This is a genomic window from Paracoccus spongiarum (assembly GCF_030732095.1).
Classification (GTDB): Bacteria; Pseudomonadota; Alphaproteobacteria; order Rhodobacterales; family Rhodobacteraceae; genus Paracoccus; species Paracoccus spongiarum.
The window spans coordinates 87,372-101,598 of the sequence record NZ_JAVAMQ010000009.1; the positions used below are offsets into that span (position 1 = coordinate 87,372).

Annotated in this window: 12 protein-coding genes; 8 read left to right on the top strand and 4 right to left on the bottom strand. The window is 69.7% G+C overall.

Annotated features, from left to right (window positions below):
* Positions 1-97: 97 nt before the first annotated feature.
* Positions 98-1,966 (top strand): cobaltochelatase subunit CobT, encoded by a 1,869-nt coding sequence (gene cobT / locus Q5Y72_RS11365; RefSeq protein WP_305963543.1) that lies wholly within the window; start codon positions 98-100, stop codon positions 1,964-1,966.
* A gap of 7 nt (positions 1,967-1,973) precedes the next feature.
* On the opposite strand, the gene Q5Y72_RS11370 is transcribed toward cobT, so the two are convergent.
* The 3 genes from Q5Y72_RS11370 to Q5Y72_RS11380 all read right to left on the bottom strand — a co-directional run bounded on the left by Q5Y72_RS11370 (position 1,974) and on the right by Q5Y72_RS11380 (position 5,423).
* The gene (locus Q5Y72_RS11370) at positions 1,974-3,605 is read right to left on the bottom strand and encodes a chloride channel protein (protein ID WP_371930812.1); all 1,632 of its coding nucleotides are present in this window, start codon (positions 3,603-3,605) and stop codon (positions 1,974-1,976) included.
* A gap of 151 nt (positions 3,606-3,756) precedes the next feature.
* Complete coding sequence (locus Q5Y72_RS11375) at positions 3,757-4,590, bottom strand: NAD-dependent epimerase/dehydratase family protein (RefSeq protein ID WP_305963544.1); 834 nt, start codon at positions 4,588-4,590, stop codon at positions 3,757-3,759.
* Positions 4,590-5,423 carry a glycosyltransferase gene (locus Q5Y72_RS11380; RefSeq protein WP_305963618.1) on the bottom strand — a complete coding sequence of 278 codons (834 nt, stop codon included), beginning with the start codon at positions 5,421-5,423 and terminating at the stop codon, positions 4,590-4,592. Before Q5Y72_RS11380 ends, Q5Y72_RS11375 begins: the two co-directional genes overlap by 1 nt.
* Positions 5,424-5,645: 222 nt before the next feature.
* Between Q5Y72_RS11380 and Q5Y72_RS11385 the strand changes: the two genes are divergently transcribed.
* The 7 genes from Q5Y72_RS11385 (at position 5,646) to Q5Y72_RS11415 (ending at position 13,403) form a co-directional block, all read left to right on the top strand.
* Positions 5,646-7,019 (top strand): FAD-binding oxidoreductase, encoded by a 1,374-nt coding sequence (locus tag Q5Y72_RS11385; RefSeq protein ID WP_371930815.1) that lies wholly within the window; start codon positions 5,646-5,648, stop codon positions 7,017-7,019.
* A gap of 49 nt (positions 7,020-7,068) precedes the next feature.
* A complete protein-coding gene (locus Q5Y72_RS11390) occupies positions 7,069-7,344 on the top strand; it encodes a hypothetical protein (protein WP_305963546.1) in 276 nt (91 codons plus the stop codon).
* A 178-nt stretch (positions 7,345-7,522) separates the two neighbouring features.
* Positions 7,523-8,326 carry a glycoside hydrolase family 25 protein gene (locus Q5Y72_RS11395; protein ID WP_305963547.1) on the top strand — a complete coding sequence of 268 codons (804 nt, stop codon included), beginning with the start codon at positions 7,523-7,525 and terminating at the stop codon, positions 8,324-8,326.
* Positions 8,299-8,958: a CPBP family glutamic-type intramembrane protease gene (locus tag Q5Y72_RS11400; protein ID WP_305963548.1), complete on the top strand. Its 660-nt coding sequence runs from the start codon at positions 8,299-8,301 to the stop codon at positions 8,956-8,958. Before Q5Y72_RS11395 ends, Q5Y72_RS11400 begins: the two co-directional genes overlap by 28 nt.
* Positions 8,959-9,017: 59 nt before the next feature.
* Positions 9,018-10,793, top strand: a complete 1,776-nt coding sequence (gene aspS / locus Q5Y72_RS11405; RefSeq protein ID WP_305963549.1) for an aspartate--tRNA ligase — start codon at positions 9,018-9,020, stop codon at positions 10,791-10,793.
* A gap of 68 nt (positions 10,794-10,861) precedes the next feature.
* A complete protein-coding gene (locus Q5Y72_RS11410) occupies positions 10,862-12,220 on the top strand; it encodes a DUF1800 domain-containing protein (RefSeq protein ID WP_305963550.1) in 1,359 nt (452 codons plus the stop codon).
* 4 nt (positions 12,221-12,224) lie between these two features.
* Positions 12,225-13,403 carry a DUF1501 domain-containing protein gene (locus tag Q5Y72_RS11415; protein WP_305963551.1) on the top strand — a complete coding sequence of 393 codons (1,179 nt, stop codon included), beginning with the start codon at positions 12,225-12,227 and terminating at the stop codon, positions 13,401-13,403.
* Positions 13,404-13,429: 26 nt separating this feature from the next.
* On the opposite strand, the gene Q5Y72_RS11420 is transcribed toward Q5Y72_RS11415, so the two are convergent.
* Positions 13,430-14,164 carry a response regulator gene (locus tag Q5Y72_RS11420; RefSeq protein WP_371930813.1) on the bottom strand — a complete coding sequence of 245 codons (735 nt, stop codon included), beginning with the start codon at positions 14,162-14,164 and terminating at the stop codon, positions 13,430-13,432.
* Between the last annotated feature and the right edge of the window lie 63 nt (positions 14,165-14,227).

Here is a 14,227-nt window from a genome sequence, read left to right on the forward strand (position 1 = left end):
GCGGAGGCGAAAGGCGCAGCGCCGCACAGCCGGGGTGCATGGGCGCACCATGCCGCAGGATCTTGCCCCGCGCCCCGGCTGGTGGTCTATGGAAGGAATGAAGAAGTCCGACAACCCCGCAGACCCGTTCAAGAAGGCCCTGACCGAGGCCACGCGCGCGCTGTCCGACGCGCGTGAACTGAACGTGACCTTCAGCGCCGATCCCTCGGGGGTGGCCGGCGACACCATGCGCCTGCCGCAGATCAGCCGCCGCATGGGCCGCGACGAGATCCTGCTGGCGCGCGGCACCGCCGATGCGCTGGCGATGCGGCTGCGCCATCACGACGCGGCGACCCACAGCAAATTCGCCCCTTCGGGGCCGATGGCCCGGGAACTTTACGAGGCGTTCGAGACCGCGCGCTGCGAGGCGCTGGGCGCCCGCGACATGCCCGGCGCGCTGTCCAACATCGACGCGCGGATCGGCGCCGAGGCCGACAAGAAGGGTTACGCCCAGATCAAGGCCCCCTCGGACGCGCCGCTGTCGGTGGCGGCGGGCTATCTGCTGCGGCAGGCGGCGACCGGGCGCAGACTGCCTGCCGGGGCGCAGCATGTCGCCGACCTGTGGCGCCCCTTCGTCGAACAGCAGGCCGGCGAGGCGCTGGCCGATGCCAATGCCGTGCTGGCCGATCAGGCGGCCTTCGCGCGGCTGGCCCGCCGGATGATCAGCGATCTGGGCTATGGCGACCAGCTGGGCGACGATCCCGACGAGCCCGAGGACGACGACGCCGAGGACAACGCCGAGCAGGACGAGGAGGCCGGCGACAACCAGTCGCGCGATCAGGACGACAGCGAGGACAGCGACAGCTCGGCCGAACGCAGCCAGGAACAGCAGCAGGACGAACGCCAGGCCCAGGTCAGCATGGATGACCAGTCCGACGAGGAGTTGACCGACGAGGCCGAGATGCCCGAGGCCGAGACGCCGCCGGACATGCCGCCTCCGGTCAGCGAGGCCAGCCCCGACTACGCGGTCTTCGCCCAGCAATGGGATGAGGAGATCCGGGCCGAGGATCTGGCCGACCCGGCCGAGCTGGAGCGGCTGCGAGCCTATCTGGACAAGCAGCTGGAACCCCTGCGCGGCGCCGTCAGCCGGCTGGCCAACAAACTGCAGCGCCGCTTGCAGGCCCAGCAGAACCGCAGCTGGGAATTCGACAAGGAAGAGGGGGTCCTTGATGCCGGCCGGCTGGCCCGCGTGGTGGCCAATCCGACCACGCCGCTGTCCTTCAAGGTCGAGAAGGACACCGAGTTCCGCGATACCGTGGTGACGCTGCTGATCGACAATTCCGGCTCGATGCGCGGCCGGCCGATCAGCATTGCGGCGATCTGCGCCGATGTGCTGGCACGGACGCTGGAACGCTGCTCGGTCAAGGTCGAGATCCTCGGCTTCACCACCCGCGCCTGGAAGGGCGGGCAGGCGCGCGAGGCCTGGCTGCAGGCCGGCAGGCCCGCGCAGCCGGGCCGGCTGAACGACCTGCGCCACATCATCTACAAGCCCGCTGACGCGCCCTGGCGTCGGGTGCGCCCCAATCTGGGGCTGATGATGAAGGAAGGGCTGCTGAAGGAAAACATCGACGGCGAGGCGCTGGAATGGGCCCACAAGCGGCTGGTGCGCCGCGCCGAGGCCCGCAAGATCCTGATGGTGATCTCGGACGGGGCACCGGTCGATGATTCGACCCTGTCGGTGAACCCTGCCAACTATCTGGAAAAGCATCTGCGCGACGTGATCGCGATGGTCCAGAAGAAACGCGCGGTCGAACTTCTGGCCATCGGCATCGGCCATGACGTGACGCGCTATTACGAACGCGCGGTCACGATCACCGATGCCGAACAGCTTGCCGGCGCGATCACCGAACAGCTTGCCGCGCTGTTCGACAGCGACCCGCGCAAGCGCGCCCGCGTGCTGGGCATGGCGGCCATGCGGCGGGGCTGAGCGCGCCTCAGCCGTGTTCCTCGGCCGCCGCAGCCGACAACGCCTCGTTCAGCGCCCGCAGCGCGTCGACGTGATAGACGACACCGACGATCTCGGGGCCCGGCTGGCCGGCAAAAGCCGCGTCGCCGGCCGGCTCGGGCGGGCGCAGCACCGGCAGGAAGGCGGCGCCGGTGCGGCGGAACTCGCGCAGCGCCTGTTCCAGCGTCATCCCCTCGGTCAGCGCCTGGCCGCCTTCGGCCAGATTGCGCACCAGGTCCGGCGAGGGCGCGTCCGCATCCTCGAGGCCGCGCCGGATCGCCGTGATCCGCATCTTCTGGGGCAGCCAGACCTGCGGCCCCTCGGCCACATGCACGCCGCGATTCTCGAGCTGTGTCAGGAAGAAGGACCGGTGGACCAGCCGCGAGGCCAGCGCCGAGCTGAGCGAGACGGCAGTCATCACCGCGATCCCGGTCTGCCAGTCGCCGGTCATCTCGAACACGATCAGCGCGGTCGAGATCGGCGCCCCAAGGACCGCCGCGCCGACCGCGCCCATCCCGGCAAAGGCGTAAAGCGCGACCGAGCCCGACACGCTTGGCAGCATCCAGGTGGCGATGATGCCGAAGGCCAGCCCGGTCAGCGAGCCCATCACCAGTGCCGGCGAGAACACCCCGCCGCCCATCCGCCCGCCAAGCGTGACCGCCACGGCCACCGCCTTGACGACCGCAAAGACCACCGCCTCGACCAGACCGATCCGTCCGTTCAGCGCCGCCGCCGTGGTCTCGTATCCGACGCCGATGATGTGCGGGAACGGAATCGCGATGGCGCCGAGGATCAGCCCCGCCACGGTCGGGCGCAGCCAGCGCGGCCAGCCAAGGCGCCGCATCGCCCAGGTGCCGACCCGCTCGGCCCGGAAGATGGCGGTCATCATCGCCGCCGCAACCAGCGCCGACACCAGCCCCAGCAGCATGAAGGCGGGCAGTTCCACATAGAAGGCAAGATCGGTCATCGGCGGCAGGGTGAATTCGGTCAGCCCGCCGAATTCCAGCCGGTTGATGACCGTCCCTGCGACCGCTGCAATGGCGATGGGCGCAAAGGCGTGCAGCGCGAAGTGGCGCAGCACGACCTCGTGCGCGAACAGCGCCCCCGCGATGGGCGCGTTGAAACTGGCGGCGACGGCCCCCGCGACGGCGCAACCCAGCAGGTCGCGCCCTGTGATCGGGCTGGCCTTGATGCGGTCGGCCACCTGGGTCGAGATCACGCCCGCCAGGTGAACCACCGGGCCTTCGCGCCCCGAACTGCCGCCGGTGCCAAGCGTGATCAGCGAGGCCGCCGCCGAGGCCAGCCCCTCGCGCGTCTCGACCCGGCCGCCCTCCAGCGCGGCGCCTTCGATCACATCGGCCACGGCACGCACGCGCGCATCCGGGGTAAAGCGGTCGAGGATCAGCCCGACGACCAGCCCGCCCAGCACCGGCACGCTCAGAACCCAGAACCACGGCAGTCGCCCGGCCGTGGTCGCAAGCGTGAGGTCGTCTGCGCCATAGATCAGCCGCTGCAGCGCCGCGATGCCCAGCCGGAAGCCCAGCGCCGCAAAGCCCGCGCCGATCCCGATCAGCAGGGCCAGCAGCCAGAATTGCAGCTGGCTCGGCCCGTGATTGCGCATGATCCGGACGGCCCGGCGGCCGCGCCCGCGCAGATACCGCCAGCCGGTCCGCCGATAGCCGAGATTCGGCCGACTTCCGCGCCGGCCGCCGCCCCCTGCCGATTGTTCCCTGGCCATGCCTCTCGTCGCCCCGACTTGCGGGACCAGCGAATCACAAATGCGCCGCCGGGTCCAGCAGCAGGGGCAGGGTGGCGGCCAGCCTTGCGCGCCCGCCGGGTCGCCAGCCCATCCGCGCCAGCGCCGCGCAGGAGGGCAGGCGCAGCGCCGCCCCGCAGGCGCGGTCGGGCGGCGGCGTCATGCAGCCCGTCGATGCGTTCAGCGCCGCCAGCAGATCGTGGCGATCCAGGATCAGGTCGCTCGCGTTGACAAGGCGCGGTGGCGCGGGATGCGCCAGCAGCCGCAGCATCGCATCGGCCAGATCGACGCCATGCAGCTCGGTCGAGACGCGCGGCCCGGCCGGACGGCCGGCCAGATGTTCGGCGAAGAGGGTGCGCCACTTCTGCGCGGGGCCCGGTCCGTAGATGCCGGTCGCCCGGATGGCGGTGGTGGCGATGCCGCGACCGGCCAGGGCGGCGAGATGCGCCTCGGCGCCCGCCTTGACCTCGCCGTAAAGGTCCGCGGGGCAGGCCGGCAGGTCGTCGGTCAGCAGCATCCCCGGCGGCTGACCGTCCTGTACGGCGCGCGAGGACAGGAACAGGATGCGCGTGACCTCCTGCGCCGCTGCGGCCTCGAAAAGGGTGATCGAGCCGTCCAGATTGGCGGCACGGAACCCCGCCGGATCATCGCCCTCGCCGCCCCGATAGCGCCCGGGTCGATGCGCAAAGGCGCAGTGGATCAGCGCCTCATGGCCGCCCAGGTCCGGCGCATCGCCCAGCCGAAAGCCGCTGTCGCGGCTGATCGCGGTGACGCTATGGCCGGCCGCGCGAAGGACCGGCAGGATCAGGCTGCCGACAAGCCCGCCCGCGCCGGTCATCGCGATGCGCATCACGCGGCCGGGCGGACCTGCGCGGCGAGGTCGGGCACCGGATGGCCCGCCGCGATCGCCCGCCACAGGTCGATCAGCGGGCGCAGCGCCAGCGCCTTGTCATGGTCCTGCCAGGGCTTTTCGTACTGGAAATGCAGGATGCGGATGTCGCCCCAGCTCCACAGCTCGGGCATGTTCATCCAGACATATTGCAGCATGTTGTGGTGGATCGACAGGCCGTGCCAATCGGGGAAGTAATCCTGCAGGAAGGTCTGGTCGGTGCGCCGCCAGAAGGCGCCGGGGCGGTCCAGCCGGTCCAGCATGTCGCGATAGCGCAGCGGATCGGGGCGGGCAGTGAATACGCCCGAATTCATCCGGTGAAATCCGTCCAGCCCGTCATAGACATTCGGCGCGGCACAGAATTCCGGCAGCTCGAACAGCTTCTCGACCGGGCGCAGCACCACCGCATCGGCGTCGATGAAGACACAGCGCGCATAGTCCAGCTGCCACAGTCGCAGCTTGATGAAATTGTCCAGCGGGGTGTGGAAATCGGGCTTGCTGCCGCGCGTGAACGCCGCGCGTGCATGCAGAGCGTCGCGGGCATGGGCGCGGTCGAAGGCCTGCGACGTGGGCAGCAGATCCGCCGCCACAAGCCGCGCGCCATGCGCCCGCAGCCGCGCCAGATGCGCGGGATGAAGGCCGCGATGCATCACCACCAGATCGGCCTCGGTGCCCGTCAGCCGCAGCGAGCGGAGCAGCGCCTCGGCCCCGGGCAGATAGTCGGGGTTGGTCACCAGCGTCACATAGGCGCGGTCCGAGGCCGCCGGCGCCTCGGGCTCAAGCCCTTCGGGCATCGCCGTCACGCGGTGTCTGGCAAGCCTGCGCGAGGCCTGAGAAATCCAGCTGGGTTCCATGTCCTGCTGTCCTGCTTGCGATGCGCCCCTGAGGCGTCGGGGTGGTTTCGGGCTGCACGTTATGGCGATTTCGTGAACGGCTGATGACAGAACGTCGCACCATTTGCCAAGTTTCCTCAAGGGCCTATTCTGGCCGCCATAAGCGGAGGATCGCCGATGGAACTGAGGGCAGATGTGGCGGCGCGGTTGAAGGATTTCCTTGGCCCGCGATTGTCGGTGGCTGCGGCGGATCGCGCCCATCACGCGGCCTCGGAAAGCTTTCATCGCGGCCCGCCGCCCGACGCGGTGGCATGGCCCGAGGATGCCGACGAGGTGGCGCGCGTCGTCACGATCTGCGCGGCGGCCGGCATCCCGGTCATCCCCTGGGGGACGGGCACCTCGCTTGAAGGTCACGCCCTCGCGCTACGCGGCGGGGTGACGCTGGATCTGTCGCGCATGGCGCGGGTCGTCGAGGTTCGCGCCGGCGACATGCAGGCCAGCGTCCAGCCGGGCCTGACGCGCGAGGCGTTGAACACCGAATTGCGCGCGACGGGGCTGTTCTTTCCGGTCGATCCGGGCGCCAATGCCAGCCTTGGCGGCATGGCCGCCACCCGCGCCAGCGGCACCACAGCGGTGCGCTATGGCACGATGCGCAGCAACGTGCTGGGTCTTCAGGTGGTGCTGGCCGATGGCCGGATCATCCGCACCGGCACGCGGGCCGCGAAATCCAGCGCGGGATACGACCTGACGGCGCTGTTTCTCGGCTCGGAGGGGACACTGGGGATCATCACCGAACTGACCCTGCGCCTGCACGGCCAGCCCGAGGAGGTCTCGGCCGCAGTCTGCGCCTTTGCGGACCTGCATCGGGCCGTCGAATGCGTCGCGGCGGTGGTCCAGTCGGGCATCCCGATGGCGCGGATCGAATTCGTCGATGCGGCGACCGCGCGGGCCTTCAACCTTCATTCCCTCAGCGCCCTGCCCGAAACCCCGCATCTGATGGTCGAATTTCACGGGTCGGCCGGCCGGGTGCGCGAGGATGCCGCGAGCTTCGGCGAACTGGCGGCAGAGTTTGGCGCGACCGGGTTCGACTGGGCGGTCTCGGCCGAGGATCGGGCGCGGCTGTGGCGGATGCGGCATGGCGCCTACAATGCCTGCCGCGCGTTGCGGCCGGGCGCGACCGGCGTGGTGACCGATGTCTGCGTCCCGATGTCGCATCTGGCGGCGGCGGTGGCGGCGGCCGATGCCGACATCCGCGCCGCCGGCCTGATCGGCCCGATGGTGGGCCATGTCGGCGACGGCAATTTCCACGCGCAGATCCTTGTCGATCCCGATGACGCCGACGAGGTCGCGGCGGCCAGGCGGATCGCGGTCAGGATGGCCGAACGTGCCCTTGCGGTCGGGGGCACCATCACCGGCGAACATGGCATCGGCATCGGCAAGCGCGGGCTGATGGCGGCCGAGCATGGCGAGGCGTGGCAGGTGATGGGCGCGATCAAGGCCGCGCTGGACCCCGGCGACATCCTCAACCCCGGCAAGCTGGTCCCGGACCGGAACTGATCGGGCGCGGGTCGTGTTGGTCTGACAACCGAAGTGGAAAGGAAACCGCATGTCCCACAACGAGCATCGGCCCGAGACCGCGGCCCGCAACCACCGCCCCGCCATCATCGCCATCGCCGTGGCGCTGCTGGTTGCCGTCATCGCCTATTTCGTGTTCCTGCCCGGCATCGACGAGCAGAACGAAGGCATCGCCACCACGCCGCCCCCGGCCGAAAGCACCCTGTCTGATGCCGAGGGCACCGGTGCCGAGGGCAGCGCGCCGATCTCTCCCGAGGGCGCGGCCCCGGTCGGAGAGACCGACGAGACCGCTGCACCCGCGAACTGACGCCGGCCACGACCTTTTAAAACTGCCCCGGTGCCACGCATCGGGGCAGCTTCATGTGAAGACCTGTCCTGACGCGAAGTTGACCGTCACGAGGCGGTGACTTTGGCTCACGGCTTTGCGATAACCCCGATGAACCGCGGGCAACGCGGACCGTCAGTCGGGCAGATTCGAGGGCAGGATGCGGCATTTCACCAAACTGGTTCTAGGGCTGATGCTGATCGTGGCGGTGGCCTGCGCGCGCACGCCGCCGCGCGGTCCCGCGGGCGGCGGCGGCGGCGGGGTCTATGTCGGCGGCACGGTGCCCGAACTGGGCGACCGCAAGCCCCATGCCTGGCGCAACGGCCACCCCTACAACCATCAGGTCCACGGCATCGACATCTCGCGCTGGCAGGGGTCGATCGACTGGGGCAGGGTGCGCGCCGCGGGCGTCAGCTTTGCCTTCATCAAGGCCACCGAGGGCGGCGATCACAGCGATCCCAGCTTCCAGCGCTACTGGCGCGAGGCCGCCGCGGCCCGGATGCCCCGCGGCGCCTATCACTATTACTATTTCTGCCGCAGCGGTGCCGAGCAGGCGCAGTGGTTCATCCGCAACGTCCCGCGCGAGATCGGTTCGCTGCCGCCGGTGCTGGACCTCGAATGGACCAATTCGCGCAACTGCCCCGGCCGCCCCGGCCCGGCCGAGATCAAGCGCGAGGCGAATGTCTTCCTGGACATCGTCGGGCGCCATTACGGCCAGCGTCCGATCATCTACACCACCGTCGATTTCTACCGCGACAACCGGCTGGGCGACATGCGGGCCGAATTCTGGCTGCGGTCGGTCGCCGATCATCCGCGCATGACCTATCCGGGGCAGAACTGGGCTTTCTGGCAGTATTCCGGCACCGGCACCGTGCCGGGCATCCAGGGCGATGTGGATCTGAACGCCTTTGCCGGCACCTCCTCCGACTGGGCCCGATGGCTGTCGACGCGCCTGACGCGATAAGGGCGCGCCCCTGGCTGCTGGCCGAATTCGCGGCGCTGTATGTGGCCGCGCCGCTGGCCATCGCCCTGGTCCTGCCGCCGCAGCAGCTTTTCACGGCGCTGTTCCTGTTCAGCCTCGCGGGGCTGGCCCTGCTGTGGCGGACCGGCGGCTTCGACTGGCGAAACCTGGTCCGCGGCCGGCGAATGCCCTGGTGGGAGGTGCTGGGCATCGCGCTGGCGACGCTGGCCTCGGGGGTGGCGATCCTGTGGCTGGCGCGGCCCGAGGCGCTGTTCGCGATCCTGCGGGCGCGGCCCGAATTCCTGCTGGTGATCTGGGCGCTGTACCCCATCCTGTCCGCGCTGCCGCAGGAGCTGATCTTTCGGCCGCTGTTCTATCACCGCTATGGCAGCCTGTTGCCCGCGGGCCGCGGGGCCATCGCCATCAACGCGGCGGTGTTTTCCTTCGCGCATCTGATGTACTGGTCATGGGTCGTCGCGGCGATGACCTTCGCCGGGGGCTGGATCTTCGCACGCGCCTACCTGCGCCACGGTTTTCCCGCCGCATGGGTGCTGCACGCGGTCGCCGGCAACATCCTCTTTGCCGTGGGAATGGGCTATTATTTCTACAGCGGCAACGTGGTGCGCCCGTTCTGAGCGGTTGACTTCCCGCCCTTCCCACGCTTCATGCGTGGGCTGAACGAACGAGGTCCGCCATGCACGCCTATCGCAGCCACACCTGCGCCGATCTGACCGCCGCCCAAGCCGGCGAAACCGTCCGTCTGTCGGGCTGGGTCCATCGCGTCCGCGATCACGGCGGGGTGCTGTTCGTCGATCTGCGCGACCATTACGGCATGACGCAGGTGCTGGCCGACAGCGACAGCTCGGCCTTTGCCGCGATGGAAAAGCTGCGCGCCGAAACCGTCGTGCGCATCGATGGCCGGGTCAAGCTGCGCGATGCCAGCCTGATCAACGCCAAGCTGCCGACCGGCGAGATCGAGGTCTATGCGACCGGCCTTCAGGTGCTGGGGCCGTCGGAAGACCTGCCGCTGCCGGTCTTCGGCGATCAGGACTATCCCGAGGAAACCCGCCTCGCCTACCGCTTCCTGGACCTGCGGCGCGAGACGCTGCACAACAACATCATGCTGCGGTCGCAGGTGGTGCGGTCGATCCGCAACCGCATGTGGGACCAGAACTTCACCGAATTCCAGACCCCGATCATCACCGCCAGTTCGCCAGAGGGCGCGCGCGACTTCCTGGTGCCGTCGCGGCTGCATCCGGGCAAGTTCTATGCCCTGCCGCAGGCGCCGCAGCAGTTCAAGCAGCTGATCATGGTGGCGGGCTTCGACAAGTATTTCCAGATCGCGCCCTGTTTCCGCGACGAGGACCCGCGCGCCGACCGCAGCCCGACCGATTTCTACCAGCTGGACATGGAGATGTCCTTCGTCGAACAGGAAGACGTGTTCGCCACCGTCCAGCCGGTCATCCAGGGCCTGTTCGAGGAATTCGGCGGCGGTCGCCGCGTCGATGCCGACTGGCCGCGCATCCCCTATGCCGAGGCGATGCTGAAATATGGCAGCGACAAGCCCGACCTGCGCAACCCGATCGAGATGCAGGTCGTCAGCGACTATTTCCGCGGCTCGGGCTTCGGCATCTTCGCCAAGCTGCTGGAACAGGACGGCACCGAGGTTCGCGCCATCCCCGCGCCCACCGGCGGCTCGCGCAAGTTCGCCGACCGGATGAACGCCTTTGCCCAACAGCAGGGCCTGCCGGGCATGGGCTATATCTTCTGGCGCAAGGCCGAGGACGGCACGGCCGAGGCCGCCGGGCCCATCGCCAAGGCGCTTGGCCCCGAAAAGACCGAGGCGATCCGGGTGCAATTGGGTCTGGGCGAGGGTGACGCGGCCTTCTTCCTCGGCGGCAAGCCCGAGAGTTTCGAGGCGGTGGCCGGCCGTGCCCGCAACGAGATCGGCCGCGAACTGGGCCTGACCGACGAGAACCAGTTCAAATTCGCCTGGATCGTCGATTTCCCGATGTATGAGAAAACCGACGACGGCCGTATCGACTTTTCCCACAACCCGTTCTCGATGCCGCAGGGGGGGCTGGACGCGCTGTCGGGCGATCCGCTGGCGGTCAAGGGCTATCAGTATGACCTGGCCTGCAACGGCTACGAGCTGGTGTCGGGCGCGATCCGCAACCACAAGCCCGAGATCATGTTCAAGGCGTTCGAACTGGCCGGCTATCCGGCCTCCGAGGTCGAAAAGCGGTTCGGCGGCATGGTCAAGGCGTTCCGTTATGGCGCCCCGCCGCATGGCGGCTGCGCGGCGGGGATCGACCGCATCGTGATGCTGCTGGCCGACGAGGCGAATATCCGCGAGGTCATCATGTTCCCGATGAACCAGCGCGCCGAGGACCTGATGATGGGCGCGCCGTCCGAACCCACCAACGAACAGCTGCGCGACCTGCGGCTGCGGGTGCTGCCAAAAGAGTGATCTGACGCGCCGGCCGCCCCGTGCCATAGTCCGCGCGAACCGGGCGCAACCGTGGCGACGAGGCAGAGATGGTCCCCTTTCCCGAACTGGCCGCGATCCGGCTGGGCTATGGCCTGTCTGCACACCAGTCCTCCCCGGCCAGCCCGGATCAGGTTCTGGCGTCGGTCACCGAGGCCGGCCCCGATTCCGATGCCCTGACCACCGCCGAGGCCGCCGCGCTGCGCCTGAAGCACGGCGAGCAGGTGCGCCGGGCAGATGCCGGCGAGGGGCAGGGCGACCGCAACAGGTATCGCGACGAGGCGATGCGGCGGGCCGAGCGGGCGCAGCGGACGCGGCTGGCCCGCGCGGCTGGCGCCCCGGCGGGCTTCGGCGAACGGCTGGTGCAGTTCTGGTCCGATCACTTCACGGTGCAGGGCGGCAATCCCTTCCAGACCGTGATGGCCATGGCCCTTGTCGATGACGCCATCCGGCCTCATCTTGGCGGCCGCTTTGCCGACATGATGTTTGCGGCCGAGACGCATCCGCGGATGCTGTCCTACCTCAACCAAGACCGGTCCTTCGGCCCCAATTCGCGCGTGGCCCGCAACAAGACCGAGCGGCATCTGGGCCTGAACGAGAACCTCGCGCGCGAGATGATCGAGCTGCACAGCCTCGGCGTGGGCGCCGATTATTCGCAGACCGATGTGCGCCAGCTTGCCATGCTGCTGACCGGACTGACCTATGACGCCCGCACCGGCGGGCGGTTCCGCCCCGGCATGGCCGAGCCGGGGGCCGAAACCGTGCTGGGCCGTCGCTATGGCGGCGCCGAGGCGGGCATGGGCGACATCCGGGCGGTGATCGAGGATCTGGCCCGGCATCCGGCGACGGCGGCACATCTGGCGCGCAAGATCGCGGTGCATTTCGTGGCTGACGATCCGCCGCAGGCGCTGGTCGACCGGCTAGCCGGCATCTATCTCGAGAGCGACGGCGATCTGTCGGCGCTGTATCGCGACCTGGTCGAGGCGCCCGAACTTGGGACCCATTTCCGCCAGAAGCTGCGCCAGCCCTTCGACTTCGTGGTCGCCGCCCTGCGCGGTCTGGGCCTTGGCCATGACGAGATCATGGCCATGCCCGACCGGGTTGTGCAGGCGCGGCTGATCCGGCCGCTGGCCGGCATGGGCCAGCGATGGGGAATGCCGCGAGGCCCGGATGGCTGGCCCGAGGACGCCACCGCCTGGGCGACGCCGCAGGGGCTGGCGGCGCGCATCGACTGGGCGATGCGGCAGGCGCCGCGACTGCTGGCCGAGACGCCCGACCCCCGCGCCTTCCTCGAGGCAAGCCTGGGCGCCACCGCCTCCGAGCCGCTGCGCTGGGCGGTGCCCAAGGCCGAATCGGCCGGCGAGGGGCTGGCGATCGTGCTGGCCTCGGCCGATTTCAACCGGAGGTGATCCGATGCTGTCACGTCGCCTGTTCCTGAAATCCGGCGCGCTGATCGGCTGTTCGGCCGCCGCGCATCCCTGGCTGACCAGCATCTCGCTGGCGGCGGCGCCGGGCGAGAACCGGCTGGTGGTCATCATCCTGCGCGGCGCGATGGACGGTCTGGACGTGTTCCAGCCCTATGGCGACCCGGCCCTGCCGGGCCTTCGCAAGACCCTTTCGGCCGGGCCGGCGGGCGGTGCGGCGGATCTGGACGGCTTCTTCGCGCTGCACCCGGCGCTGCAGCCGCTGATGCCCTTGTGGACGGCGGGCGAGATGGGCTTCGCGCCGGCCGTCTCGACCCCCTATCGCGACAAGCGCAGCCATTTCGACGGCCAGGACATGCTGGAGGCCGGCACCGGGACCGATCTCGACCTGATCCGGCAGCGCGACGGCTGGCTGAACCGGCTGTTGCAGCAGATGCCGGGCGCGGTGTCGGAAACCGCCTATTCGGTCGGGCTCGAGGACATGCGGATCCTCGACGGTCCCGCGCCCGCGAAAAGCTGGGCGCCCGAGACGCGGTTCCGCGTGACCGCGCAGGGACAACGGCTGCTGGAGCATGTCTGGCACGACGATCCGCTGTTCCGTCAGGCCGGGGGGCAGGCGATGGAAATCGTCGCGGAGGGGCTGGAACGCATCGACGAGGAGAAGGGGCCGACACGCGACATCCGGGCGCTGGCGCGTTTCGCGGCCGGCCGGCTGAACGGCCAGACCCGGATCGCAAGCTTTTCGATTGCGGGCTGGGACAGCCATGCCGGGCAGGTGCAGGTCATCGGCCGGGCGCTGGACCGGCTGGCGGCCGCGATCCTGACCCTGCGCGACGGCCTGGGCGCGAACTGGGGCCGCACGACGGTTCTGGCGATGACCGAATTCGGCCGCACCGCGCGCGAGAACGGAACCGGCGGCACCGACCACGGCACCGGAGGGGCGATGCTGGTCGCGGGTGGCGCGGTGCGCGGCGGCCGGGCGATCGGGGGCTGGCCCGGCCTGGGCGAGGGCGATCTGTATGCCGGACGCGACCTGATGCCGATGCGCGACGTGCGGGCCCATGCCGCATGGGCGCTGCACGGGCTGTTCGGGACCCCGCGCGGCATCCTGGAACGCGACGTTTTTCCGGGCCTCGACATGGGCGAGGATCCGCGCCTGCTGGCCTAGTCCCGCAGAGGACGGTCTGCGCGGCGCTACATCTCGGCCACGCTGGCCAGCCGGTCCTGGACCATGCCGCTGATGCGGGCCAGATCGGCGGCCAGCGCATGGCCGGCCTGATGGTCGCGCGCCAGCGCCGTCGCCGCCGCCTCCAGTGCGGGATCATGTGCCGACCGCGCCACGCCCGCCAGAAACCGCGCCACATAGTCGATGGCGGCGGTGTCATGGGCGTTCGACAGGATCTCGGCGACATGGGCGAGGTCGTCGCGCAGCCCAGAGGCGTCGGGCTGGATCACGTCGTCGGGCAGGATGCGCAACCCGGCGCCCCGCGATTCCGGCGGCAGCGCCGACAGGATCGCCTGCTGGAACACCGCAAGGCTTTCCACCGGCTTCGGCAGGAACCCATCGGCCCCGGCGGCCATCGCCGAGTCGCGTGCCGAGGGATCGCCCGAGATGCCGAGGATCACCGGCACGCGCGGTTCGGCCGTGGCGATCTGGCGGATCAGGCCCGCGCCGTCACCATCGGGCAGGCCCAGATCGACGATCACGATGGCCGGCCGGTAGGTCTGCAGGTGCCGCGCCGCCGAGCGCAGGCAGTCGGCCCGCCGGATGCGCGCCCCCGAGCGCAGGCACAGCAGCCGCACGGCCTCGCTGGCAAAGCGCGAATCCTCGACGACCAGCACGGTCAGGCCCGTCAGCGGACGCCCTGGCAGGGACATGCGCCACATCGGCAAGGGGTCCTTCGGTCCGGCTCCCAGATTGGTCAGCATCTCCGCGGCTCCGTTCAGATTCACTGTCCGCCCAGATAAGCGCCGATTCCCTAAGAAGCGGTT

Excerpts from the sequence above, each read along its gene's own strand:
- cobT (WP_305963543.1), top strand. The coding sequence starts at position 98 with ATGAAGAAGTCCGACAACCCCGCAGACCCGTTCAAGAAGGCCCTGACC.
- Q5Y72_RS11370 (WP_371930812.1), bottom strand. The coding sequence starts at position 3,605 with ATGCGCAATCACGGGCCGAGCCAGCTGCAATTCTGGCTGCTGGCCCTG.
- Q5Y72_RS11375 (WP_305963544.1), bottom strand. The coding sequence starts at position 4,590 with ATGCGCATCGCGATGACCGGCGCGGGCGGGCTTGTCGGCAGCCTGATC.
- Q5Y72_RS11380 (WP_305963618.1), bottom strand. The coding sequence starts at position 5,423 with ATGCCCGAAGGGCTTGAGCCCGAGGCGCCGGCGGCCTCGGACCGCGCC.
- Q5Y72_RS11390 (WP_305963546.1), top strand. The coding sequence starts at position 7,069 with ATGTCCCACAACGAGCATCGGCCCGAGACCGCGGCCCGCAACCACCGC.
- Q5Y72_RS11395 (WP_305963547.1), top strand. The coding sequence starts at position 7,523 with ATGCGGCATTTCACCAAACTGGTTCTAGGGCTGATGCTGATCGTGGCG.
- Q5Y72_RS11400 (WP_305963548.1), top strand. The coding sequence starts at position 8,299 with ATGGCTGTCGACGCGCCTGACGCGATAAGGGCGCGCCCCTGGCTGCTG.
- aspS (WP_305963549.1), top strand. The coding sequence starts at position 9,018 with ATGCACGCCTATCGCAGCCACACCTGCGCCGATCTGACCGCCGCCCAA.
- Q5Y72_RS11410 (WP_305963550.1), top strand. The coding sequence starts at position 10,862 with ATGGTCCCCTTTCCCGAACTGGCCGCGATCCGGCTGGGCTATGGCCTG.
- Q5Y72_RS11415 (WP_305963551.1), top strand. The coding sequence starts at position 12,225 with ATGCTGTCACGTCGCCTGTTCCTGAAATCCGGCGCGCTGATCGGCTGT.
- Q5Y72_RS11420 (WP_371930813.1), bottom strand. The coding sequence starts at position 14,164 with ATGCTGACCAATCTGGGAGCCGGACCGAAGGACCCCTTGCCGATGTGG.